The organism is Halarcobacter mediterraneus (assembly GCF_004116625.1).
GTDB classification, from domain to species: domain Bacteria; phylum Campylobacterota; class Campylobacteria; order Campylobacterales; family Arcobacteraceae; genus Halarcobacter; species Halarcobacter mediterraneus.
The window spans coordinates 470388-497078 of the sequence record NZ_NXIE01000002.1; the positions used below are offsets into that span (position 1 = coordinate 470388).

The following is a 26691-nucleotide window of genomic DNA, read 5'->3' on the forward strand; positions in this document are numbered from 1 at the left end:
TTTAACTAGTAATAAATATTCTAAAATCGATAAAATTAAATATTGAATTTTTATATTCTAAATACTCTAATCTATCTATATCGATATTATAGTCATCTATCATACCAAGTAATTCATTAAAATTTGATATATGCTCTTTTGTTCTATTTACACTATATTCAGTAGCTGTTGCTGTTGTCATTAAAAAAGCCCAATCACTACTTTGAGCTAATAATAATTCTCTTAACATCTGATTTAAAACTCTTGTTGTATTAAAATCACTAACATTAAAATACTCAGATGCTCTTTCTTCCATTACATCTGCCATATTATGTAAATGTCTATAAATCCAAGCATTACCTTCATTTAACCAAACATCATAATACCCTTGATCTCCCCAAGAAGAAGGATTTGGCTCTTGCATCTGATTTTTTGGATACATATTTAAATACTCAATTGGAGTAATAGCTTTTATAACTTTATGTTCATCTATTTGTTTAAAAAGATTATATAAAAATTCAGGACCTTCAAACCACCAATGTCCAAATAATTCTGCATCATAAGGAGAAACAATAAGAGGTGTTCTATCCATTAAACTTGATAAATGTTCAAATTGTTTTTCCCTATTATGATGAAAGTTTTCAGCATGTCCAATAGTTTTTTGTTTTGCAACAAATGGTTCATAAACTTCTTTATAATTACTTGTACCTGTTATTTTATGATATTTAAATCCTGTAAAAACTCTTACTCCATCTGGATTTATATATGGTTTTATATAATCAAAATCTAAGTCATATCCAATATCTCTATAAAAGTCTCTATAAGAGAAATCTCCAGGATAACCTTCTTTTGAACTCCAAACTTGTTTTGAAGATTCTCCATCTCTTCCAAATGCAGCAACAGAACTTGGTGTATACGTTGGAGCAAATACTCCATTTAAAGAAGTTGGTTTTCCAAATGTTAAAGCATGGGAATCTACAATAAAGAATTTAATTCCTTTTTCTTTTAAAATCTTATCAAGTCCCTCGTAATAGGCACACTCAGGAAGCCAAATTCCTTTTGGTTTTCTTCCAAAATGTTTTTCATGGGCTTTTACTGCTACTTCTATTTGAGTCCTAACTGCTTTTTCATTTACACTTAATATAGGTAAGAAACCATGTGTTGCACCACAAGTTATAACTTCTACTTTTCCACTATTATAAAAATATCTATATCCATTTAAAACATTTTTATTTAAAAAACCATCAAAAAACTCTTTTGTTTCTAAAAACATATTTTGATAAAATAAAGATATTTCTTTAAAGTTTTCATCATTTTTAGTTCGTTCTACTTCTTTTTGAGCTAATTCTAGTTGTTTTATTAAATACTTTTCATATTTTTCCATTAAATGTCTATCATCTAACATTTCAGCTAAAGGTGGTGTTACAGAAGTTGTTAATCTAAAATCTATATTTTCATCTTCTAGTTTTTTCAATCTTTGTAAAAGAGGAATATAACACTCAGTAATAGCTTCAAAAAGCCAATGTTCTTCTAAAAAGTTGTCATAATCTGGGTGCTTAACAAAGGGTAAGTGTGAGTGTAAAACTGGTGTCCAATATCCTTTAAGCATTTTTACCTCCATTGATAAAAGAAGATGAACTCAAACTTTCTTTTTCATATTGTTCAAATTCTTTAAGTCTTTCAAGTTCTTCTACATATTTTGATGATGACATTCCTAATGTAAAATGTGTCATTGTTGAACGAATTATCTCTGTAAATCCATTAGTTTTATTAATCCAAACTTCACTATCTTTTGTTGGAAGTTTTATTTTTGTATTAAATGTATGAATAGTATTAGAAGCTAAAATTTCAATAAATTTAGAGTTTCTATATATTCCTACTTTTACTTGAATATCTAAATCTTCTATTTTTTCTTTTAAAAAATATTCTCCTAGAGCAAATTTTGAATCGAATGAATATAATTCATTTCCTTCATTTATAACTTTAAAATATAGTTTATCTTTTTGTAAATTTATCCCATATTCTTCCAAAGTAAAATCACTAAATTCCCAATATATATAAAACTTAGAAGTATTAACTAATACTATTCTAAGGTAATCTTTATTATATCTTGAAGGAATTGTAAATTTTAATTTTTGTTCATCTACTTCTTGAGCTAGAGTATCAATTGTATGAGATGAGCTAGAAAAACTATCATCTACTTCTATACTTTTATTTAATAAATCTTGGGTTTTTGAACTCATAACTATTCCTATTATTGTTTTTCTTGATTATACCTAAAACAGGTTATATTTTGTTAAATAATAATATCTTATTTAAAAACTTCTGAAGCAATTTTTTTTGCATCACCTTGAATAAGTTTAAGATGATTTTTATCAATAAAACTTTCTGCATATATTTTATAAATATCTTCTGTACCAGAAGGCCTTATTGCAAACCATCCATTCTTACTAAGTACTTTTAATCCACCTATTTTAGCACCATTAGTAGCTATTGTTAAAATTTGTTCAATTTTCTCTCCTGCTAAAACCTCTTGTTTTATATCTTCAGGTTTTAAGTTCTTTAAAACTTTTTTTTGTTCACTATTAGCAGGAGCATCAATTCTTTCATAAACTGGGTTTCCATATTTTAAAACAAGTTTATCATAATATTCGCCTGGGTCAAGCTTTGTTTTGGCTAAAATTTCTGCAGCTAAAAGATTTAATATTATTCCATCTTTATCAGTAGTCCATACTTCTTTATTTTTTCTTAAAAAAGAAGCCCCTGCACTCTCCTCTCCTGCAAAAAATATTTTCTTTTTTACTAAAGGTTCAACAAACCATTTAAATCCAACTGGTGTTTCAATTACTTTTATATTGTTATCTTCTGCAACTTTATCTATCATAGAACTAGAAACAAGTGTCTTCCCAATAGCTAAATCAGAGAAGTCTCTATTTTTTGCTAAATAATCAATTGCCACAGCTAAATAATGATTAGGGTTTAATAAACCAGAACTTTTAGTTATAATTCCATGTCTATCAAAATCAGTGTCATTACCAAATGCAATATCAAAATCATCTTTTAATTTAATTAAAGAGGCCATTGCAAAGGAAGAAGAACAATCCATTCTTATCTTCCCATCTTTATCACAAGTCATAAAAGAAAAAGTAAAATCTACATAATCATTAAATATTTGCATATCTAAATCATATTTTTCTTTTATTGCTTTATAATATTCAATTCCTGAACCACCCATTGCATCAGCAGCTATTTTTAATTTTGATTCTTTTATTGCTTTTATATCAATAATATTTTCTAAATCATTTACATAAGGAGTTACATAATCATATTCATGAATAAAGCCACTTTTTATAGCATCTTCTAAATCAATAATATTAACATCTTCTAAATCATTCATTAAAATCTCATTAGCTCGTTGTTCTATTATTTTAGTAGTTTCTTCATTTGCTGGTCCTCCATCACAAGAGTTATACTTAAACCCTCCATCACTTGGGGGATTATGAGAAGGAGTAATAACTATTCCATCACTATTTTTATTAGTTAAAATTGCATGAGAAATTACAGGTGTAGGAGTATAAGAAAAATTCTTTGCATAAAAGGTTTGAATTTTATTCCCAGCTAAAACCTCTAAAGTTGTTTTATGTGCAGGAGTTGACAAAGCATGGGTATCCATTCCTAAAAATAGTTTTTCATGACCTTGTTTCTTATGATATTCTGCCACAGCTTGAGCCATTGCCATTATATGTTTTTCATTAAAACTATTTTTACTTGAACTTCCTCTATGTCCAGAAGTTCCAAAAGATATTAACTGTTCCTTATTAGAAAGATTAGGAGTTCTTGTATAATAATCACTTACTAAAAGAGCAATATTTTCCAAGATTTCCTTTGGGGCAGTTTTCCCGGCATTCTTATGTAAACTCATTTTTAACCTTTTTTAGTTTTGATATTTATACATTAACTCGTAATATTCATGTGCCATTCGTCCAGAGTCAAAAGCTGGAATTACATCTGAAATAGAGTTTTTCTTTACTTTCAACCACTCTTTTGTATTATCATAATAAAGAGGAATAATTTTGTTTTCTAAAACATCCATTAAGTTTTTATTATCTATTCTATCTTGTTCTTCAATACTTAAATTCCTTGTTTCAGTAGGGATTGTAAAACTATTGATCCCTTCTTTACAAAATTCAGGATGCCAACCATCTGCAATTGATAAATTTATGGCACCATTCATAGCTGCACTCATTCCACTTGTACCACTAGCTTCCCTTGTAACTCTTGGGGTATTAAGCCAAATATCACTACCTTTTTTAAGTTTCATTGATAGATCTAATTCATATCCTACTAAAACTGCAATATTTTTGTAAGACCTTGCCATATAATTTATTTCATTAAAAATATTTATTGCTTGTGCATCAAAAGGATAAGGTTTTCCTGCCCAAATAATTTGCACAGGATATTCTTCATTTGTAATTAATTTATTAAATCTCTCTAAATCATATTTTAAAAGCCCTGGTCTTTTATATTCCGCAAACCTTCTTGCCCAAATTATAGTTAAAATATTTTCATCAAACATTTTTCCTGTTTGGTTAGCAACCTCATCAAATAATTGTCTTTTTAAGTGTTTTTTTCTTGCATCAAGTTCATATTCTTCATGCTCATCTAAAGCTCTTAAAAGAGGTTTATCTGCCCAATATCTCCTATTTTGAGCATTTGTGATAGAAATTATTTTACATTTATTCTCAACATAATTCCACATCTCATTTGCAACTTCACCATGGATTTTTGAAACTCCATTTGCTATTTTTGCAAGTCTTAAAGCACCAACGGTAAGAGAAAATCTATCTGAAGTAATACCTGTAATATTTCTAACTTCTTCTAAAGGTACTTCTGAGAAGAATCCCATTTTCTCTAATAAATTAATATCATGTTCTTCATTTCCTGCTGTTTCAGGAGTATGGGTTGTAAAAACAACTCTTTTCTTTACTTCTTCTAAATTTTTATATTTTCTATATAATTCAAAAGTCATAGGCAAAGAGTGACCTTCATTCATATGATAAATTTCTGGTTCTAAATTCAAAGCTTCTAAAATTTTTGCCCCACCAACACCAAGTACAATTTCTTGAGCAATTCTAGTTTCATTATTTGCATCATATAATTTATGGGTAATAGTTCTTGATAAATAATCATTTTCTTCCACATCAGTTGATAAAAGAATCATTGGTGCTGTACTAAATAAATTACTTGGAAGTAAAAAAGCTTTTACTATAACTGGTATAGAATTGATATTTACAGTAACACTTACATCTAAATCTTTTAAAAAGAAATATCTCTTTCTTCTAAACTCTACTTTTAAGTATCTATCTTCATCTCTTGATTGGTCATAATAACCATAGCTCCAAAGCATACCAACACCAATTATATTTTGGTTTAAGTCAAAGGCACTTCTCATATGAGAACCTGCTAAAAATCCTAAGCCCCCTGAATATATTTTTAATGCTTGATGGATTGCAAACTCCATAGAAAAATAAGCAACACTTTTTGAATATTTTTCATCTATTTCATAACTATGTAAATGACTCATTATTATCCTTTATAAATTTCTATATACTTTTTAATTGAGTTTGTCCACGAATTATCAACACCCATATTATGCTTAGATATTTTTTCAAATTTTGGTTTATTTGAATATAAAGATAAAGCCTTTGCAAGTGCATGATTAAACCAAAAAAGATTATGCTCAAAAAAGCTTATTCCTATTCCTGAATTAAAATTATCTATATCATCTATATTTGTAAAATCACTTACCGTATCCCTCAGTCCACCGGTTTCACAAACAAGAGGTAAGACTCCATACTGCATACTAATCATTTGATTTAAACCACAAGGCTCAAAAGTGGATGGCATTAGTAAAAAATCTGCTGCAGCATAAAGTTTTCTTGAAAACTCTTCGTTATATCCTATTTCTATATGTATATTTTTATATCTACCTTTTATAGAATCAAAGGCTTTTGTATAAAACTCTTCTCCACTTCCTAAGAATATAAAATTAGCTTCATAAGATCTTATTAGATTTATTGATTCAAGTAATAAATCAACTCCTTTTTGAGAAGTGAATCTTCCAATAAAAATAAATATAGGTCTATTAGAATCTTCTAAATTTAAATTTTCTATTAGCTTCTTCTTATTTATATATTTCTTTTCATAACTTTCTAAAGAGAATTGTTCATATAAAAACTTATCAGTTTTAGGATTGAAAACTTCTGAACTTATTCCATTTACAATTCCCGAAAGTTTGTAAGCATTTGAACGTAAAACATCATCTAAATCTTTACCAAATGCAGAAGTTTGAATTTCATTGGCATAAGTTTCACTTACTGTTGTAACTTTATCACTAAAATTTATACCTGCTTTTAAATAGTTAACATTATCATAATACTCTATACCACTAAATTTAAAACAAGCATCCCAATCTAATTCTAACTCATTCATTAAGCTTTTTGGGAAAACTCCTTGATAGGCTAAATTATGAATTGTTAAAACTATTTTTTGAGATAAATGATATTTCGTTTTTGCAAGTAATGCAAGTAATGAAGTTTGCCAATCATTAATATGAATCACATCTATTTTTAATTTTTTTCTTAGCATTAATTCTATAACTGCATATGAAAAAAGTCCAAATCTTAATCCATTGTCTCCAAAATCTCCATATTCATCATCATAAAGTCCTAATCTATCACATAAGATTGGGTTATATATAAAAAACTCATTTTGAGAATCTTCTTTACAAAAAATATCAAATTGATGTCTTATTCCATTTAAATAATAATCAAAACTCAATCCACTATATATGATAGAGAATTTCTTTCTATCAACTTGATTATATAAAGGCATAACTGTATAAACACCTATATTCTCTTTTCTTAGTTCTAAGGGTAAAGAGTATGCTACATCAGCTAACCCTCCACTTTTAGCATAAGGAAAGATTTCACTTGCTACAAATAAAATATTCAATTTTTCTCCTTGTAAACACTACAAGCTTTATTAGGATATATTACATTCATTGTCATATGAGTACTTAACTCAAATCCTGCGTATTTATATATTCTTGGAATTATTTCAATATTAAATCTAAAATACTCTTTTGTTTTTTCATCATATTCAAAATAAGGAGCATTATTAATTATCATATTAAAACTAACATCACCTAAAGCTTTATAAAACATATAAAAAAACTCTTTTGTTATATCACTTAAAGAACTTAATTCACTTTGAGTAAATTCACTAAGTGAAGAAAGTTTTTTTAAAGATACTATTTTTACTTCAAAAGGGTTTCTTGAAGCATAAGGACAATAAACTACAAAATCAGAATTACTAAGCACTATATTTTTTTTATATTGTAATTCTTCATAAACTAAATCATCTAATAAAGCTCTTGAAGTCTTCTTATAATAGGCTTTTTTATGTTTAATTAAGTCTTTAATTTTCTTAGGTAAAAAAGGTAAAGCCATTATTTGAGAATGGGAATGCTTTATTGATGCACCTGCTTCTTTACCTTGATTTTTAAAAACACTTATAAAAGCTAATCTAGAGTCTAATTGTAAATTAGAAACCCTTTGTTGAATTATTGAAAAATAGTTTATAAAATCATTATAATCATAATCAAATATTTGTTTATCATGATTTGGAGTTTCTATCACTATTTCATGAGCACCCATTCCTGTTTTTTTTTCAAAATATTTATCTCTAAAACTTTCTAAGTTAATATCCACACTTAAAGCATTAAACATATTAGGAACAACTCTACACTTCCATTTATTATCTTGTTCAATTCTAGTTATCTCATTGGGAGTAAACTCTTCTTTTCCTAAATCAAAAGGACAATTATCATGAATCAACTCCCCTGGTTGTTCATCTTTTTTATTATCTAAATCTGTAGGTCTTTTTAGTCTTTGAGGAGCATATAAAACCCATTCTTCATATAACTTACAATATCTAAATTCAGACATTAAATATACCAACTTTTTAAAAACAAATTTTCAAAATCAAAAACTACTTTATCATATTTTGGATACATTTGAATAACGTTATTTTTTTCTAAAAGTTCAAAAGAAAAATCTGCTTTTTTTAAATTAAAATTTTCAAGTTTTAATTCTAAGCCCATATCAAAAGCTATAATAAAACTTTTTTCTTTTTGTTCTAACTTTCTTCTTTCTCTTTTTAGGTCAAATATATAATCTGTATTATCAATTTCTATTTTTATTTTTAAATCTTTTTTTAAATCTTTTAACTTTTGACCTTCAAAATAAATATATAAACAATGTTCCCTATCTATTCCATAATATAGTTTTTCAATTATTGATGTAGAGTCCATTGTACTAAACTCTTTTTTAATATCAATATAACCGCTATTTAGCCATTCAAAAAAGTTACTCATATTTCCATCAACAGTTGGTCTTATATAGTCTGTTGGTGTTTTATTTGTAATATTTTTAGAACTTTTTTCAACAATTAAATCAAAAACTTCTTTTGGTACTTCTTGATTCATTAATTCATAAATATTTTTTATATGAAATCTAAATTGTTCATCAAAATAATGATTTACATCACTATAATGGTCATCTCCATACCACCAAAACCAATCACTTCCTAAAGCTATTAAAAACTCTTCATCAATTTTTTCTATTGTTTCTTTATCTAAGTTTTCTCTTTGAATATCAAAGTTATTTTTTACTGTATCAAGAAGTTGCCAAGCTTTATTTTTTTCACAAGAACCAATCCAAATATCAAAATTACCATTTATCCAACTGCCAGTTGCCAATGTTGATAACTTTTCTGCTTTTAAATCTTCTATATTTTCTGTTTCATCAAATAATATAGTTTTACACCATGAAGTCTCTTTTTCCAATAAAGAATAAAGTTCTTCAAAAAAGTCCCAAGCATTGTTTTTATAAAAGTCCCAAGCATTTTCTCCATCTAAGATGATAGGAACAATACAAGATTCTTTAGAATCTAAATAAATATTTTTTAAATGATTGATAAAATCTTGTGCTGCTTCTTTAGGTTCTTTTTTGCTAAAATCAAAACCTATCAAATCACTTAAATACTTGTCCCTAAAAAATATATTTATTTTCTCATCTTCCAGTTCTAAAAAATATGGTTTATAAAGTAGCTCTTTATTGTATGAACCTAAAGATTTAAATAAAACTTCTTCATCACTACAAAACCATTTGATTTGATTTTCATTTAAAAGTTTTGCTGTTTTTAAACTTACACTTCCTTCACTAGGCCAAAAACCTTTTGGCTTAAAATTAAAAGTATTTTGAAAATACATAATAGCTTTTTTGACTTGTAAAGAAGCATACTCTTCATAAGTAGCAAGGGAAGAAGGAAGATTTACATCATGTCTTGCTTCTTTTGCACTATTTCTATCAAGAAGAAGAGGAAGAATAGGATGATAAAAAGGTGTAGTTGAAATATCTATTTGCCCTTTTTCATCTAAACTTTTATAAAAAGGAATTATTTCTTTTAAAAACTCTAAAAGTTCTTCTATTAGGCTTAATTTTTCAGCTCTTGAAAAATCTCTTTGTTTTTTTAATAACTCTTTTATTAAAAAACTTTCACTTCTTAAATAATTCCCACACCAAGAAAGTAAAAATAGAGTTTGTAAATCTAAAACCTCTTGGTTTGAGAAATTGTCTAAACTTTTATTTTCACTTTTAAATTTAATTCTTAATTCATTAAAGCGAGGAAGAGGCTTAATCATATTTTCTTCATTACATAAAAATAGGTATTCTTCTAAAAAGTCTTTTTCTTCAACTTTTAAGAAATTTACATCTTTCTTTAAAATATCTAATAACTTGTCATTTGCTGTTCCATCTATATAAGCTTCAAGTTGAGTAAGTAAAGAAGGTACTAAGTTAAAAGTAGCTTTTAGTTTATCAAACCTACTTAAATACCAAGGGATATCATAGTAATCTTTTATTGCATGTAAAAATACCCAAGGCATAGTTGTTATATCTTTACTGTTATCTTTATAATAAGGTTGATGCATATGCCATAAAAATGACAAATATAATGTTTTATTCACTTATCCACTTTTCTATTTTATCTTGATATTTATAAAAAATCTTTCCAGCAGTTTTTTCATCTTCTGCTTGAACATATATATTTAAATATTCAGCATATTGATCTGGAACCATTAAAATCCATTGGTCTTCATCTATCCAAATTTTAACTCCATCAACAGAAGAACTTTTTTTCTTTTTTGCATCTTCAAGGAATTTTCTCATTATTTTCCCTTTTTTAGAGCTAGGGCAAGAGATATTCTCCCCTTTGAAACAAAATTTAGGAAGATTATTTACAATTTTTGATAATCTAACATTTGCCTTTTGAATCAATTCCAATATTTTAAAACTTGTAAAGATTGCATCTTTATTCAAGCCAAATTCACTAAAAGCAAAATGTCCATCTGTATCAGCAATTAAATCATATTCTCTTAATTCATCTGCTTTAAAGTTTGTTAATTTTGCTCTTGTGATATTTAAGTTTTTATAATTTACAAAATCAGGTGCCCAAGCAGGAAGTAATATATTTAGTTGCTTCGAACTAGTGATATCAAGTAACTGTAACATTACAAGAAGCATTTTATAGTCATAAATTAACTCACCCTCATCATCTACTACTTGGATTTTATGTCCATTTGGATAGATTAAAAAACCACAACTTAGATTAACTCCTCTTACAATATCTTGCATATTTTGTTGAAATTTAACTATATCAAAAGCTTTTCTTTTTTCTGTTTGATGAGCATTTAAAATTATATTTTCAATACCTAATTCATTTATAATTACAGGATAAATATCTGAAGTTGAACCATTCATTATATCAACAGCTACTTTTAACTCAGAAGATTGAAACATTTTAATATCAGAAGAGTTTATTATTTGCTTAATATAGTTTTCTCTTAATTGATTATCTTCACAAACAGAACCTATTTCTAAATGATTTACTCTCCTAAAATTTTCTCGAAAAAATACTCTTTCAATTGCTTGAGATAATTTGCTATCTAAAAGTAAGCCCTCATTTGTATAAAAAATTATCTGTGTTTGAGTTGAATCATAAACTGATTGTCTAAGGTGAACACCAGCAATAATATTACCATTTTTACTCAAACTATGTCTCATTACATTTGAAGGAACATTTTTAGGATCAACTACATTAACTCCTGTAGATAAGATACCACTTAAAAAAGCTCTTTTTAACATAAATGAAGTATTGTGATAGTCCCTTGAAATATAAATACTACTTCCTACAGGCAAAGTTGAACCAAAAGCTTCAGCTAATTTAGTAGACATTTGACAAGACAATTCAACATTTGTTCTTCCTATTACTGAACCATTTTCAAAAATTGAGGATTTATATTTATTCCCCCAAATTATATTTGTACTTACAACAGAAGAAGCTTCTACTATTTTTTCAGGCCATATAATAATATCTTTTTCAAAGGATACTTTTTTATTAATTTCACAATCTTCTGCAATTGTAACTCCATATGGAGCTTTTACTTCATCTTTAATAATATTATCATTACAAATCACACTATTATTTAATTTTACTTTTGCACCTATTGAAGTATTTTCCCAGATGATTGAGTCTAAGACTTCAGAGTGTTTTTTTACTTTTACATTGTCTCCTAAAACACAATCTTTTAAAGTTACACCTTCAGCAATACTTACATTCTTACCTAGTACAACAGTTCCTTTTAATCTTACTTTTTCTGGAAGTTCTACATTCTCTTCCATAAAAACTTTTGCATTAGAGATATTTTTTTCTTCACCTTTAAAACTTAACTTTATTTGCTCATCAAAAATATCCTTATATACATCTCTATAACTTTTTGGATTTCCTACATCTCTCCAATAACCTTCTAAAGAATATCCCCATAAAGGTATTTCTTCAGCCATTAAACTAGGAAATAAATCTTTTGCAAAATCAAAATCTTGTTTATAAGGAATATAATCTAATATTTCAGGTTCGATTACATAAATTCCCGTATTTATAGTATCACTAAAGACCTCTCCCCAACTAGGTTTTTCTAAGAATCTTACAATTCTTTCATCTTCATCTGTAATAACAACTCCAAACTGTAAAGGGTTTTCTACAGAAGTTAAAGTTATTGTTAGTTTTGATTTCTTCTTTTCATGGAATTTCTTGATTTTTTTAAAGTCAAAGTTTGTAACTAAATCTCCACTTACAATAATAAAAGTCTCATCTAAAAACTCCCTTGCAAAAGCAACAGCACCTGCTGTACCATAATCATCATCTGGTTGAAAATAAGTGATATTTACACCTAAATCTTTTCCATCTTTAAAATAGTCTTTTATTATTTCAGGCTTGAAATATAGCAAAACTGCTATTTCTGTAATACCAAGTTCATCTCTTAATTTTAAGATAATATGTTCCATCATAGGTCTATTTAAAATTGGTAACATTGGTTTTGGAATAGAGTTTGTAAGGGGTTGTATTCTAGTTCCGAAACCTCCTGCTAAAACTATTGCTTTCATTCATTTTCCTTTTTAGTTTATTAGCCGTCTTGCTAAATCAAGTAATTCTTTTTTAATTTCATATTTTTGTGAATTTACATAATCTATTGATACAAACTGAAACTCACTTTTATTATAGACAATAACATGATTACATTTTTCATCATCAAGAATTTTATCAATTGCATAAGTTGCAAATTCTGAAGCCATTAATCTATCATACACAGTAGGATTTCCACCTCTTTGTACATGTCCTAAAATTGTAGCTCTAGTTTCAATACCCACATCTTCTTCTAACCATTTTACAAGACCATTAGTATTAGTACAAACCTGAGAATTACAACCTTCAGCAACAATGCAAACTATATATTTTCTTCCATTTTTCAACTCTTCTTTTAATCTCTTACCTATCTTATCCAAATCATACTCAAGTTCAGGGATTATACAAACCTCAGCTCCACAAGTAATAGCTGAAACCAAGGCTAAATAACCACAATCTCTTCCCATCGTTTCAATAACACAAGCTCTTTTAAAAGAAGCAGAAGTATCCCTTACTGCATCTGTTGCTTCTCTTATAATATTTAATGCAGTATCTACACCTAAGCAATACTCTGTTCCAAAAATATCGTTATCTATTGTTGAAGGAATTCCTACAAAATTAACTCCAAAATCTTTATAAAATTGATCTAGCGCTCTAAAAGAACCATCTCCTCCTAGAATAATCAATTTATCAATTCCATGTTTTTGTAGATTTTCATAAGCTATTTTTCTATACTCATATTCAAAAAATCTCTTTGAACGAGAGGAACGAATCATTGTTCCTCCTTGATGCATCATTCCTGCTACATCTTCATAACTTGCTTTTTTTATATCCCCATCAATTAAACCTTCCAACCCATCATAAATCAGATAAGGTTGAATGTTTTTTGAAAAACAATAATCTACAAACTGCTTAATTGCAGGATTCATTCCTGCACAATCACCACCTGAAGTAAGTATTGCTATTGCCATTAAAGCTTCCTTTATTAAATATCTTTCCCAATAAATAGAGCCATATCAACAAGTCTACTTGTATATCCCCATTCATTATCATACCAAGCTAAAACTTTTACTGTTTTATCGTCTACTACACTAGTCATATCAGGAACAAAAGTAGCAGAATATGAGCTTCCTATAAAATCACTTGATACTCTTTTATCCTCATCAATCTCAATTAATCCATCAAAAGCTTCTAAACTTGCATCTTTCATAACTTTATTGATTTCTTCCTTTGTTGTATCTTTTTTAAGGTTTACTGTTAAATCTACAACAGAAACATCCGCTGTTGGAACTCTCATTGCATAACCATTTAATTTTCCTAATAAATTTGGCATTACTTTTCCAATTGCTTTTGCTGCACCAGTTGTTGTTGGTATCATATTAAGTGCTGCTGCTCTTGCTCTTCTCATATCTTTATTATGTTTTACATCTAAGATATTTTGATCATTTGTATAGGAATGAATTGTTGTCATCAAACCATTTTCAATTCCAAAATTATCATCTAAAACTTTACATATTGGAGCTAAACAATTTGTTGTGCAAGAGGCGTTTGAAATAATTTTTTCACCAGAATAATTATCACTATTTATTTTATATACATAAGTAGGAGTATCATCTTTTGCTGGAGCACTCATTATAACTCTTTCAACACCTTCTCTTAAGTGATCTTGGCAAGATTCAGTAGTTAAAAATTTACCTGTACACTCTATAACAACCTTTGCACCATATTGTCCAAAATCTAACTCTTTTGGATTTCTTGTACTAAATACTTTTACTTTACAACCATTAATTTCAATATGTTCATCATCAATAATTTCTGCTTGTACACCTAAATGTACAGAATCATATTTTAAAAGATAAACTAACATCTCCAAATCAGAAGTTGTATTTATTGCTACTAGTTCAATATCATTTCTTTGGGCAATAATTTTTGCCGCTATTATTCCTATTCTTCCTGTACCATTTATTGCTACTTTTAATGCCATGATTAATCCTTTACTAGTTTCCTATTATAGTACATTTTAAAGATTACAGTATAATTGCATTTGTATATCTTGTAACCTTTTTGTAAATATATAGTATTATTATATTTTAAGTATAAAGTTATATTATGTTATTGTTTAAAAACTCATTAAGGATATAAATGAAAACTGAACTATTATTTGGAGTACATTGTCATCAACCTGTTGATAATTTTGATAAGGTAGTTTATGAAATTATAGAAAAGTCTTATAAACCATTTTTTACTACTTTAAAACAATTCCCTGAATTTAAATGTTCTGTTCACTTTAGTGGTTGGCTTTTAGAATTTATAAAAACAAACGATAAAGAACTTTTTGATTTATTAAAAAGCTTAACTAAGCAGTTAGAGTTTTTTACAGGTGGTTTTTATGAACCTATTTTAGCTTCAATTCCTAGCTTTGATAGAATAGAACAAATAAATATGCTTTCAGATTATATTGAGGAAAACTTTAAACAACGTCCAAGGGGGTTATGGCTTACTGAAAGAATTTGGGATGACTCGATAATAGATGATTTAAAAAAATGTAATATTGATTATGTAATGGTAGATGATTACCATTTAATTGCTTCAGGATTTGATAAGTCAAACCTTAAAGGATACTTTCTAACAGAGAATAGCAATGATAAAATTGCTTTATTTCCTATTAATAAAGATTTACGTTATATGATTCCTTTTTCTAATATTGATAATACTATGAACAAATTAAACTCTTTTTCCAATGAAAAAGGCAAAAATGCTGCAATAATCTTTGATGATGGTGAAAAATTTGGAGTTTGGCCTAAAACTCATGAAAGAGTATATGAAAAACAATGGTTAGAAAAGTTTTTTAAATCTTGTATTGAAGATGATAATATTAATATTTCTACTTTTTGTGAGTTCTATGATAATAATAAAGCTATTTCACTAAGCTATTTGCCTACAGTTTCTTATCATGAAATGGGAGAATGGTCTGTTTTACCAAATATTTCAGATGATTATTATGATTTATTATCAAGAAATATGCATCAAGAGTATTTAATAAGAGGTGGTATTTGGAAAAACTTCTTTTTGAAATATAATGAAAGTAATTGGATTCATAAAAGAGTTTTACAATTATCAAAAGAAGAGAATCAAACAGAAGAATTTAAAAACTTATTATTTAAAGCACAATGTAATGATGTTTTATGGCATGGTGTTTTTGGAGGTATTTATCTTCCAAATTTAAGAGACAATGCTTATAAATATATAATTCAATGTGAGAATCTTTTAAACAAAGAAAACTCTTGTACGAAATATGATATTAATATAGATTCTATTAATGAATATAAATATTATACAAAAAATTTAATAGTAATTATTGACCCAAAATTAGCAGGACAAATAGTAGAACTAGACTTAAAAGAAAAACTATTTAATTACCAAAATACTCTTACTAGATATAGTGAACCTTATCATAAAAAAATAGAAAAAAAAGATAGCCTAGAAGAAGTAGAAATAACGACAGAAGATGAAATTGATAATATTCATACTAATACTTTATCAACAAGTGAAGACGTTGAGTTTTATAAGGATTGGTATTTAAAAAAATCTGCTATTGACCATATATGTGATAATTCATTAAACTTAGAGAAGTTTAAAACTTGTACCTTCAAAGAGTATGCAGATTTTGCAAATCAAGAATTCGAAGTTTTAAAACAAAATAACAATTCACTATCTTTAAAAAGAATTGGTGGGGTTTACAAAGAAGAAAAATTTGAAACTACTTTACAAAAAGAATTTGACTTTTTAAAAAATGAAATATCTTCAAATATAAAAATAACTACAGAATGTAACGAGTCTTTAAAATATTTATTAGAGTGGAATTTACACTTCCAAGTTTATGATATAGTAACAATTAATGGTCATAATGTAAATGAAGAATTAAAACTTGAAAATTCTCAATTAACTATTATTGACCAAAGTTTAAATAGAACTATCTTTTTTCAATTTGACCAATGTGTTGATATTTATATGTACCCTGTAAAAAGTGTTAGTCAAAGTGAAATAGGAGTTGATTATACAATTCAAGGTTTATGTTTTAGTTTTTCTTTAGAGTTCAAATCAATATTAGATTTAAAATATAGTGTAACTATTAAATAAGGAGTTTATGATGAAAGTATATGGTATCAGTAATTGTGCTAGTGTAAAAAAAGCAAAAAAGTTTTTTGATGAACATTCAATCCTTTATGAATTTGTTGATTTAAGTAAAACATCTTTAGACAAAGAAAAAATAGAGTCTTGGCAAAACTTTTTACCAGCAGGACAAATGTTAAATTCAAGAAGTAAATCTTATAGAGAAATGGATTTGAAAAATAAAAAACTAGATGATAAAAAAGCCTTAAAAGCAATTTTAAAAGATAATTTAATACTAAAAAGACCTATTATTGAACATGGTTTAAATGGAGAACAAAAGTTTACAATAGGTTTTGATGAGCAAGAGTATAAACAAACTTTTCTGTAAGTAATAGGATTATTTCCTACTACTTACTTTTCTTGTTTTTATATCAGACATCAATACTGCAAGCCATTGGGTACTTGTATTTGAACTAAAAGCAATTTTTAAAGTCATTGTAATAGGAACAGCTAAAAACATACCAACTATTCCTAACACCCATCCCCAAAGAATTAAAGAAAAGAAAATTACTAAAGGAGAAAGACCCAACTCTTTACCCATAAGTTTTGGTTCTATTATATTACTTATAGAGATATTAATCGCTACATAAAAGATAATTAATATTATTGTAGTATTTAAATCTACATTAACTAAAGATAATAAAACTGCTGGAATAGCAGCTATAATTGACCCTACAACAGGAACAAAATTAAAAAGCATTGCAATTACACCCCAAAGAATAGGATAATCTATATCAAAAAATATAAGTCCTATAGTAATGATTGCACCTGTTAAAAAACTTGTTGTACTTTTTACTAAAAAATATTTTTGGATATTATGAGAAAAAAGTTTAAAGTGTTCTAGTTCTTCACTATTTTGTTTAAAAATTGCTCTTGTCTTTTTTTCAAAGGATTTAGACTCTGCTAAAATAAAAGCAACTCCAATTACTATAAGTAAAAATTTAGAAAGAAAAGTTCCTATACTTCCAATTAAGTCTGTAGTAATCCCAAAAAAAGATTTAAAATTTAAAGCTTCCAAAACCATATTTTTATCAATCTTAAAGCCATAACTTTCCCCTAAAGCTACAATATTTACCACTACACTTTGAAGCTGTTTTTCATATTGAGGTAAGTTTGAAATAAAATCTTTTAAAGATATATTTACAATATAAGCCAAAAGTAAAGATATTAAAACAAAAAGTCCTATAACTAAAAGATAAGAAAATAATCTAGGAATATGTTTACTCTCTAAAAACCTAAGTAATGTAGAAAAAATAGAAGATATAAAGATTGCTAAAAATAAGATTACAACAATTTCACTGGCAACTTTTAACCCAGCAATGATAATAACAATACAAGCTAAATAAAAAAAATAATTTCTTAAATTTACTGCATCCACTAAATCTCCTTTTTATCAATATTATTTTCTAAAAATTCACTCAATGTTTTAAATTCTTCTATTTTTCTAGGTTCAACATTTATTATATCAGCTAAAGATTTAACACCCATAGATAAAAGATATTGTAAATTTGAATCAAAACTTGCTTCTTGAATAACCCTGATTTTATCTTTATGCACTTCAAACATATAACCACCATTTGGAATTGGTGTCATTGATAAAACTACGGTATAATGATCTTTTACTACTGACTCTTTTGTTGAATACATTAATCCGACATTATAATCATCTTTTGAGAAACCTCTAATTAAAACAACTAAAACCTTTTTTTCTCCAGATTTAGAAGTATTGAAAATATTGATTAATTCTTTAATTGTTGCATAACCAGGTATTTTTGAATAAGCTTTTTGAATTAAAGCCACAAGTCTTGTTTCTGCAAATACCCCAAGAATATAAGCAAAAAATGCCATTAAAATTACTCCAACGATTGTCCAGAGAAAAGGAAATTTCTCAGCTTCAAAACCAAGTAAATCAAACATACTTCCAGTTAAGGCATTTATTTTTTCATATACCCATAAAATAATTACAGTAATAGCAGCTATAGGCGCTAACCAAAAGAGCCCTTTTAATATCACTGTAAAAACATGATTTTTACCATATGAAAAATATTTTTTTATTGTATCTAGCATTTTCCTACCTAAAAAATTATTCTAAGTAATAATATAATGATTTTCTTAATATTAGTGTAAATTACATACAAGTAGAAATATTTTTTATTAGTTTCTTCTGATAAAATATAAATATGGAAACAACACTATTTATATTTTTTATTTCACTAGCCCTAGCTACGACACTGAATTTAGTTCTTAAAAAACTATCAATTTCTCATATTATTGGTTATATTTTAACTGGAACAATAATAACAAGCTTTTTTAGTTTGTCAAAAGAAAGCAACTTACATTCTTTAGAACTTATTGCTGAGTTTGGAATTGTCTTTTTAATGTTTACAATTGGTCTTGAGATGCCTTTGGAAAAAATCAAAAGATTAAGAAAACTACTTTTTAAGAATGGTTTACTTCAAGTAACTCTTAGTTCCTTAATAATTTTCCTTTTTAGTCGTTTTTTATTTGATTTAGATTGGATTTCTTCAATAATTATTGCTTTAGCTTTTTCATTATCATCAACAGCAATTGTTTTAAGTTATTTAAAACAATCAAAAGATATTTATACACCCTATGGAGAAAGAGCAACTTCTATTTTAGTATTTCAAGACTTAGCAGTTATTCCAATTTTATTATTAATTACTTTTTTGTCTCACAATTCAGCAAATATGGAGAGTATTATTTTAAAAACAATTTTTTCTGCTTTTATAATAATTATTTTTATGTTTACAATTGGTAAGAAAATAGTTAGTTATTTACTTCATTTTTCTTCAAAAACAAACTTAGAAGAACTATTTTTAGCTTCTGTCTTATCTATTGTTTTAGGAGCTTCAATTCTATCCCATGAACTTGGTTTTTCATACTCACTTGGAGCATTTATTGCAGGAATGATTATTGCAGAAACAAAATATAGTATAAAAGTAGAATCAGATATTGCTAGTTATAAAGACTTACTTCTAGGAACATTTTTCTTTTCAGTAGGAACTAAAATTGATATTTCTTATTTTTTAGATAATTTTATTTATTTGATTTTAGTTTTAATTGCAGTAATGTTTATAAAAGCTTTTGTAATTTACTTTATAATAAAAACAGAAGCTAATAAAAGTGATTCAATAAAATCTGCACTAGCTCTTTGTCAAATTGGAGAATTTTCTTTTGCAGTTTTTGCTTTAGCCTCAACAAATAATCTCTTAGATGAAAATACAAGTAACTTTTTAATCTTAGTTACTGTTTTATCAATGATTATCACACCTTTTATAATAAGTAATATTTATAAACTATCTTCTTACTTTGTAGTTGAGTTTTTTGAATCTGATAAAATTACTCCCATTGATAAAGAAGACCATATAATTATTTGTGGATATTCAACTTTAGGAAGAATTCTTGCTCATAGATTAGCAGAAAAACAAAAGGATTTTATTATTATATCTGATAATTTAAAACATGTATTATTAGCAAGAAAAAATGGATATATGGCTTATTTTGGGCATATAGAAAAAAAGACTGTTATTGAATCCCTTAAAGTTGAGAATGCTACAAAAATCATATTAACTTTAAATAATTTAAATACAAAATCTTTAATTTGTGAAGCAATATTAAAATACAACCCAAAAGCCAACTTAATAGTAAAAATTGATTCAAGAAATGAAAAAAAACATTTGTCTAATTTTGACATTAAACACTTTATTCACGCTCAACAAGAAACTGCAAATTTAATATTTGAAAAAATTGAAGAATAAAAGAAGTGAAAATAACTCCACTTCTTTTCTCTACTATGAAGGACGTTTAATTAGTAGGTAAAGAAATTATAACTAGCTACAATAGCAAAACAATAGCAATTCAAAGAAATTCAACATATTTTTAAAAAATTTTTACTATAATCACTAAACCCTTAGGAGAAATTGTTGTACGAAAAAGAATTAAGTTCAATAAAAAAAGCCAATAGATATCGTACTAGAAGAACTTTCAACAATAATTTAATTGATCTAGCTTCAAATGACTATTTAGGTCTTGCTTCACAAAAACAACTTTTTGAAAGTGCTTACAAAAGAGTTTACAAAGAAAACTTTTTTTCACCAAAAGCTTCCATGCTAGTAAATGGATATAGTAATATTCATAAAGAGTTTGAAGAAGATTTAAAATATATAAATAATTTTGAAGATGCTATAGTTGTAGGAAGTGGTTTCCTTGCAAATCTATCAATGATAGAAGCACTAACAAGAAAAAATGACTTACTTTTTATTGATGAAAGTTACCATGCAAGTGGAATGTTAGCAACAAGAGTTTTAAATAAACAACAAGTGATTATTTTCAAGCATAATGATTATGAAGATTTAAAAGAAAAATTTGAAACCAATCCAACAAAAGGCAGAAAAATAATTGCAATTGAAGGTGTTTATTCTATGGAAGGGGATTTAGCCCCTAAAGAGATTTTTGATTTTGCAAATGAAAAAGAAGCTTTATTAATTGTAGATGAAGCACATTCTTCTGGAGTTTTAGGAGATAATTTACTTGGGATTTTTGATTATTATAAAATTAAGCCTCAAGTAAATCACATAAAAATGGGAACATTAGGGAAATCCTATGGAAGTTATGGGGCATATATTCTTGCATCAAAGACAATTATTGATTTTCTATTAAATAGAGCTAAAGCTATTATTTATACTACTGCACCTTCATTATTTGATATGGCACTAGGACATGAAGCTCTAAAATATATACAAAGCAACAAAAAAGAACTAAAATTAAAAATTGACTCTAATTTAAAAACCATATACAATAATTTAAAAATCAATTCAAAAAGTTTAATTATTCCTATAAAAATAGGAGATAATAAAAAAGTTCTCGAAATACAAAAAAAGCTTGAAGAAAAAGGCTTTTTAGTAGGGGCAATTAGACAGCCAACCGTAAAAAGTGCAATAATTAGACTTATTGCAAAAGTTGATATAAATGAAAAACAACTAAATGAAGTTTGTAAAATATTAAAGGAAATAAGATGAAAAAGATTTTGCTTTTTATAGCTTTAATCCATAGTTTTCTTTTTGCACAAGATAATATAATAAATATGAAAAAATGTGAAAGTGTAAAAGTTTCAAAATACACTTCTATAGTATCTTGTCATAAAGTTGATTATTTAATAGAATATAGATATATTGATGATGTAGAAAAAGATTCAGTAAAAAAGATAACTGTTATTACTCCTCAAAAACAAGTTATTGTTAAGGATATAGGAAATAAAAGATGATTCTAAATGAACTAATTAAAGGTAATGAAGAGTTCAGAAAATCAAACTTCTTAGAATTAGAAGAAGAAATAAAAGAGTTAGTCGAACATGGGCAAAAACCTGAAGTTTTATTTATAGGTTGTTCAGATAGTAGAGTTACTCCTGATTTAATGCTAAACTCAAAACCTGGGGATATGTTTATTTTAAGAAATGTTGGTAATTTTGTACCTCCATATAAACATGATGAAGATTATCATGGAAGTGCTGCAGCAATTGAATATGCTGTTGCTGTCTTAAAAGTTAAACATATCATTGTTTGTGGACATTCTCATTGTGGAGCCTGTAAATCATTATATGAAGACATTCCAGATACTGAATCTTTAATTCATATCAAAACTTGGTTAAGGCTTGGATCAAAAGCAAAAGAAAGAACATTAAAAAATAAAAAGTTTACAACAGAAGAAGAAATGTATAGAGCAACAGAAAGAAACTCTATACGAAATCAATTAGAAAATTTACTTACATATCCTGATGTAGTAAAATTTCTAAAAAGTGGTGAACTTAAAATTCATGGCTGGTACTATGATATAGAAACAGCAAGAATTGATTACTACGATCAAGAAGATGATAATTTTAAACCTTTAAGTGAGTTTACATATGAAGCATAATTCAGAAGTTAGAAGACTTCCTAAAAAAACTATTGTTATAATCATAATAATGTCTCTTATTACAGTTTTAGGTTTTATTTTTGTAGTCTTTACAAAAAACTTAAAAATGCAAGAAGTATTAGCAGAACTAGGACATAAACATATATCAAATATAAAAGTTGTTAATAAAATGAGTGTAGAAGACACTCAAACTAAAATTAAAAGTACTGTCTACAAAGTAATCTTTTTTGATGAAGAATTGAATAAAGAGTGCATAGGTTTCGTACATAGAAGTAATGATGGAAAATATAGCAAAGATATAGATTGCAAATAGTAAATAAAATTAAGAATGAGAAGTATAAATAAATGAGTATATTAGAAAAAATTGAAAAAAGACAAAGACTTGAATATGATGATGCTATAAAACTTTATGATTTAGACCTTTTTGATTTAGCATCTATTGCAAATGAAATAAGAAAAGAAAAACATCAAGACAAAACATATTTTAATATAAATAGGCATATTAATCCCACAAATGTCTGTAAAGATGTCTGTGCTTTCTGTGCTTATAGTGCAAGTAGAAAAAACCCTAATCCTTACACAATGAGTCATGAACAAATCTTAGAAATAGTTAAAAACTCATCAAAAAATGGAATCAAAGAAGTACACATTGTATCTGCACATAACCCCGATACTGGTTTAAAATGGTACTTAGATATTTTTAGAAAAATTAAAGAACAATTTCCCGATATTCATGTAAAAGCTTTAACAGCAGCAGAAGTACACTTTTTATCAAAGCAGTATAATCTTACTTATGAAGAAATTATCAATAAAATGATAGAAAGTGGTGTTGATTCTATGCCCGGTGGAGGAGCTGAGATTTTTGATGAAAAAGTAAGAAAAAGAGTTTGTGGAGGAAAAGTAACTTCACAACAATGGTTAGATATTCATAAACTTTGGCATAAATCAGGACATGAAAGTAATGCTACTATGCTTTTTGGGCATGTAGAACAAAGAGAACACAGAATAGACCATATGCTTAGACTTAGAAAACTACAAGATGAAACTCAAGGATTTAATGCCTTTATTCCACTTGTTTACCAAAAAGAAAATAATTATCTAAGAGTAAAAGAATTTTTAACAGGACAAGAAATCTTAAAAACAATGGCTATTTCAAGAATATTACTTGATAATATTCCTCATATAAAAGCATATTGGGTTACATCAACTGTAAAGCTTGCATTATTAGCTCAAGAGTTTGGAGCAAATGATTTAGATGGAACAATCGAAAAAGAATCTATTCAAAGTGCAGCAGGAGCAAAAAGTGCAAATGGTATGCCTTTAGAACAATTTGTAGACTTGATTAAAAACTCAGGGTTTACCCCAGTAGAACGAGATTCTTTATATAATGAGATAAAGTTTTGGTAAAACTTTATCTTTTTTGATTTCACTTTTTTACTATTTTTATATCTTCTTTTTTTATATCTATAAAACACTTTTCTTTATTAGCTAAATCATTAATAAATGATGTTTTTAGGATTATTTCATTGTTGAAATCTTCTAAATAAACTTCTAGTTCATAATAATCCCCACAATAAGAAATATCTAATATTTTTCCTTTTAGTCTAGTACTATCTTGAGATAAAATAACTTTATCAATAGATAATACAGCAGTATCATTTAAAGAGATATTTATTCCTAATGTTTCAACTAACTTAGTAGGAAGCTTATTAACTCTATTTAAAAAATTTGCTACATAAAAAGAGCTGGGATTTTCAAAAAGTTCAAAAGGAGTTCCAAACTGTTCTATTTTTTTATTATTTATAATCGCAATTTTATCAGACATACTTAAGGCTTCTTTTTGATCATGGGTAACTAAAATAGCACTCAATCCTAAATCTTTTATCATTTTCTTTAGCCAAATTTTTGTCTTATTCCTTAAGATAGTATCTAAATTAGAAAAAGGTTCATCAAGTAAAATAACTTTTGGTTCATAGGCTAAAACTCTTGCAATAGAAACTCTTTGTTGTTGCCCTCCACTTAATTCATGTATTTGTTTATTTGCATGAACTTCTAAATCAAACTGTTTTAATAAGCTTTCTACTTTTTCTTTTTTTTCATTACTTTTTAGCTTATAAAGAGCAAACTCTATATTTTCTTTTACACTTAAATGGGGGAAAAGTGCATAATCTTGAAAAATATATCCAATATCTGTATTACACTCTCTTTTTCCATTATTTACCAAACAAGTTTCATTTAAATAGATTTCACCTGTATATTCATTATGTAAAGAAGAAATACATCTTAAAATAGTACTTTTCCCACATCCACTTGGACCTAAAATTGTAACTATTTCACCTGCTTGAACTTCAAATGAAATATTCTCTAAGATTTTTAATTCTCCAAAAGATACAGTTAAATCTCTTATACTAATGCCTATCATAAAGTATTAATCCTTAATCATTTTTTTTGCTAAAATTAAAACAGATACTATTCCTAGTCCAACTATAAACATTGCAGGAACGCTTGATTCTATAACTTGGGCTTGTGTTACAAGCTCATGGGATAAAACAGAAAGAGTATCAAAATTAAATGGTCTTAAAATCATTGTAAGAGGTAACTCTTTTATAACTTCAATAAAAATTACAATAGATCCTGCCAATGCAGAGTTTTTAATTAAAGGTAAAATTATTTTGTAAAAAGTATGAAAAGAACTTACTCCCATAGTTTTACAAGCATCATCGTAACTATTTGGTATTTTAGAAAAGCCTGATTCAAAATTATTTATTGAAATTGCTATAAATCTCACAATGTAACCAAAAATAATTCCTAAAATTGTACCACTTATTAAAATATCAAGAAGACTGTCAATTGAAGAAAAAAAGCTAAGAATTCCAACTGCAACAACTGCCCCTGGAATAGAATATCCTAACTTTGATACTTGAATCAAATTATCTGCTAATTTATTTTTATGAAGTCTTACATTATAAGTAATAATAAAAGCAAGAACTGTTATAAGAACTGCACTAAAAATTCCTAAAGATAAAGTTTGATAAAGAATTGTTAAAAAATCTTCATCTATAACATCTTTATATGACCTAAAAAACCAAATTGTCATTTGAGAAAAGGGTAATAAAAATCCAAAAAAGAAAGGAAAAAAGCAAATTAAAAAAGCTAACACATTTTTATAACCTTTTAATTTTCTTTTAGCAATTGGTTTAAAATCTTTTCCACTACTTTTATATCTCTTATTTCTTCTTTGGAAACGTTCTAAAAAAATCAACATAAAAATAAATAGCATTAGCATTGAAGCTAATTTAGAAGCATCTTCAACACTTCCCATACCAAGCCAAGTTCTAAAAATACCAGTTACAAAAGTAGAAACACCATAATAATCCATCACACCAAAGTCTGCAACAGCTTCCATCACGGCTAAAATAACTCCTGCAACAATTGCAGGTCTTGAAATAGGAAGAATTACTTTATAAAAAATCTGAAAATCACTTAAACCCATAGTTTTTGAAGCATCAATTATAGATGAAGATTCTGCTCTTAAATATGTTTTACAAATTAAATAAACATATGGATATAAAACTAAAGACATTACAATAATCGCACCATCTATTGACATAATATCAAAAAAGTATACTTCACTTAAATTTTTTCCTAATAAATCTAAAATAAATCTAGTAACAGTTCCTGTTATATCAAACATTCCACCATAAATATAAGACATAATATAAGTAGGTATTGCAAAAGGAAGAATCAAAGCATAATGAAAAAATGCAGAACCAGTAAAACTATATAATGAAGTTATATAAGCTGTAGAAAAACCTAGAATAGATGTTATAACTGCAACTCCAAACATAATATATAAAGAATTAAACACATATTCAAATAATACAGTGTCAACTAAATGTTGCCAATTATCACTACTTGAAAATATATTTGAGATTAATATTATTGCAGGAACAGAAATAAGTAGTGTTAAAAAAACACTACTTACTGTTAATTTATTTAAATACTTCAATTATTGTAAGACCT

General features: G+C 26.8%; 22 protein-coding genes. 8 read left to right on the top strand and 14 right to left on the bottom strand.

Translation table 11 applies throughout. The features are described 5' to 3' along the window. Position 1 precedes the first annotated feature (1 nt). The 10 genes from CP965_RS06490 to gap form a co-directional block, all read right to left on the bottom strand. A complete protein-coding gene (locus tag CP965_RS06490; protein ID WP_129061267.1) occupies positions 2 to 1588 on the bottom strand; it encodes a glycoside hydrolase family 57 protein in 1587 nt (528 codons plus the stop codon). Then, complete coding sequence (locus tag CP965_RS06495; RefSeq protein ID WP_129061268.1) at positions 1581 to 2222, bottom strand: DUF4912 domain-containing protein; 642 nt, start codon at positions 2220 to 2222, stop codon at positions 1581 to 1583. Before CP965_RS06495 ends, CP965_RS06490 begins: the two co-directional genes overlap by 8 nt. Before the next feature lie 68 nt (positions 2223 to 2290). Further along, positions 2291 to 3901 carry a phosphohexomutase domain-containing protein gene (locus CP965_RS06500; RefSeq protein WP_129061269.1) on the bottom strand — a complete coding sequence of 537 codons (1611 nt, stop codon included), beginning with the start codon at positions 3899 to 3901 and terminating at the stop codon, positions 2291 to 2293. Between the two features lie 12 nt (positions 3902 to 3913). Then, entirely contained in the window at positions 3914 to 5563 is a 1650-nt protein-coding gene (glgP, locus tag CP965_RS06505) for an alpha-glucan family phosphorylase (RefSeq protein ID WP_129061270.1), read from the bottom strand. 2 nt (positions 5564 to 5565) lie between these two features. After that, a complete protein-coding gene (locus tag CP965_RS06510; protein ID WP_129061271.1) occupies positions 5566 to 6993 on the bottom strand; it encodes a glycogen synthase in 1428 nt (475 codons plus the stop codon). Further along, positions 6990 to 7988, bottom strand: coding sequence for a galactose-1-phosphate uridylyltransferase (gene galT / locus CP965_RS06515; protein WP_129061272.1), 999 nt, complete (start codon positions 7986 to 7988; stop codon positions 6990 to 6992). The genes CP965_RS06510 and galT overlap by 4 nt, the downstream gene beginning before the upstream one ends. Next, positions 7988 to 10069 (bottom strand): glycoside hydrolase family 57 protein, encoded by a 2082-nt coding sequence (locus CP965_RS06520; RefSeq protein ID WP_129061273.1) that lies wholly within the window; start codon positions 10067 to 10069, stop codon positions 7988 to 7990. The genes galT and CP965_RS06520 overlap by 1 nt, the downstream gene beginning before the upstream one ends. Beyond that, positions 10062 to 12545 carry a sugar phosphate nucleotidyltransferase gene (locus tag CP965_RS06525; RefSeq protein WP_129061274.1) on the bottom strand — a complete coding sequence of 828 codons (2484 nt, stop codon included), beginning with the start codon at positions 12543 to 12545 and terminating at the stop codon, positions 10062 to 10064. Before CP965_RS06525 ends, CP965_RS06520 begins: the two co-directional genes overlap by 8 nt. Positions 12546 to 12557: 12 nt before the next feature. Continuing rightward, positions 12558 to 13535 (bottom strand): 6-phosphofructokinase, encoded by a 978-nt coding sequence (locus CP965_RS06530; RefSeq protein ID WP_129061275.1) that lies wholly within the window; start codon positions 13533 to 13535, stop codon positions 12558 to 12560. Between the two features lie 14 nt (positions 13536 to 13549). After that, complete coding sequence (gene gap, locus CP965_RS06535) at positions 13550 to 14548, bottom strand: type I glyceraldehyde-3-phosphate dehydrogenase (RefSeq protein ID WP_129061276.1); 999 nt, start codon at positions 14546 to 14548, stop codon at positions 13550 to 13552. Between the two features lie 158 nt (positions 14549 to 14706). Between gap and CP965_RS06540 the strand changes: the two genes are divergently transcribed. Beyond that, entirely contained in the window at positions 14707 to 16704 is a 1998-nt protein-coding gene (locus CP965_RS06540) for an alpha-amylase/4-alpha-glucanotransferase domain-containing protein (protein WP_129061277.1), read from the top strand. Between the two features lie 10 nt (positions 16705 to 16714). Continuing rightward, positions 16715 to 17065: an arsenate reductase family protein gene (locus CP965_RS06545; protein ID WP_164971000.1), complete on the top strand. Its 351-nt coding sequence runs from the start codon at positions 16715 to 16717 to the stop codon at positions 17063 to 17065. 9 nt (positions 17066 to 17074) lie between these two features. Here the strand turns inward: CP965_RS06545 and CP965_RS06550 are convergent, their stop codons facing one another. Beyond that, positions 17075 to 18115, bottom strand: coding sequence for an AI-2E family transporter (locus tag CP965_RS06550; RefSeq protein ID WP_129061279.1), 1041 nt, complete (start codon positions 18113 to 18115; stop codon positions 17075 to 17077). Then, positions 18115 to 18804 carry a DUF502 domain-containing protein gene (locus CP965_RS06555; protein ID WP_129061280.1) on the bottom strand — a complete coding sequence of 230 codons (690 nt, stop codon included), beginning with the start codon at positions 18802 to 18804 and terminating at the stop codon, positions 18115 to 18117. The genes CP965_RS06550 and CP965_RS06555 overlap by 1 nt, the downstream gene beginning before the upstream one ends. Positions 18805 to 18917: 113 nt before the next feature. Here CP965_RS06555 and CP965_RS06560 point away from each other — a divergent pair, with 113 nt between their 5' ends. From CP965_RS06560 to mqnE, 6 genes are all read left to right on the top strand, one after another. Beyond that, positions 18918 to 20516, top strand: a complete 1599-nt coding sequence (locus CP965_RS06560; protein WP_129061281.1) for a cation:proton antiporter domain-containing protein — start codon at positions 18918 to 18920, stop codon at positions 20514 to 20516. A 165-nt stretch (positions 20517 to 20681) separates the two neighbouring features. Then, the gene (locus tag CP965_RS06565; protein WP_206732263.1) at positions 20682 to 21776 is read left to right on the top strand and encodes an aminotransferase class I/II-fold pyridoxal phosphate-dependent enzyme; all 1095 of its coding nucleotides are present in this window, start codon (positions 20682 to 20684) and stop codon (positions 21774 to 21776) included. Beyond that, positions 21773 to 22021 carry a hypothetical protein gene (locus CP965_RS06570; protein ID WP_129061283.1) on the top strand — a complete coding sequence of 83 codons (249 nt, stop codon included), beginning with the start codon at positions 21773 to 21775 and terminating at the stop codon, positions 22019 to 22021. Before CP965_RS06565 ends, CP965_RS06570 begins: the two co-directional genes overlap by 4 nt. Further along, positions 22018 to 22668, top strand: coding sequence for a carbonic anhydrase (locus tag CP965_RS06575; protein WP_129061284.1), 651 nt, complete (start codon positions 22018 to 22020; stop codon positions 22666 to 22668). The genes CP965_RS06570 and CP965_RS06575 overlap by 4 nt, the downstream gene beginning before the upstream one ends. Beyond that, the gene (locus CP965_RS06580; RefSeq protein ID WP_129061285.1) at positions 22658 to 22981 is read left to right on the top strand and encodes a hypothetical protein; all 324 of its coding nucleotides are present in this window, start codon (positions 22658 to 22660) and stop codon (positions 22979 to 22981) included. The genes CP965_RS06575 and CP965_RS06580 overlap by 11 nt, the downstream gene beginning before the upstream one ends. A gap of 32 nt (positions 22982 to 23013) precedes the next feature. Continuing rightward, positions 23014 to 24075: an aminofutalosine synthase MqnE gene (gene mqnE / locus CP965_RS06585; RefSeq protein ID WP_129061286.1), complete on the top strand. Its 1062-nt coding sequence runs from the start codon at positions 23014 to 23016 to the stop codon at positions 24073 to 24075. 19 nt (positions 24076 to 24094) lie between these two features. On the opposite strand, the gene CP965_RS06590 is transcribed toward mqnE, so the two are convergent. Further along, the gene (locus CP965_RS06590) at positions 24095 to 25090 is read right to left on the bottom strand and encodes an ABC transporter ATP-binding protein (RefSeq protein ID WP_129061287.1); all 996 of its coding nucleotides are present in this window, start codon (positions 25088 to 25090) and stop codon (positions 24095 to 24097) included. 6 nt (positions 25091 to 25096) lie between these two features. Further along, a complete protein-coding gene (locus tag CP965_RS06595) occupies positions 25097 to 26677 on the bottom strand; it encodes an ABC transporter permease (RefSeq protein ID WP_129061288.1) in 1581 nt (526 codons plus the stop codon). Positions 26678 to 26691 lie beyond the last annotated feature (14 nt).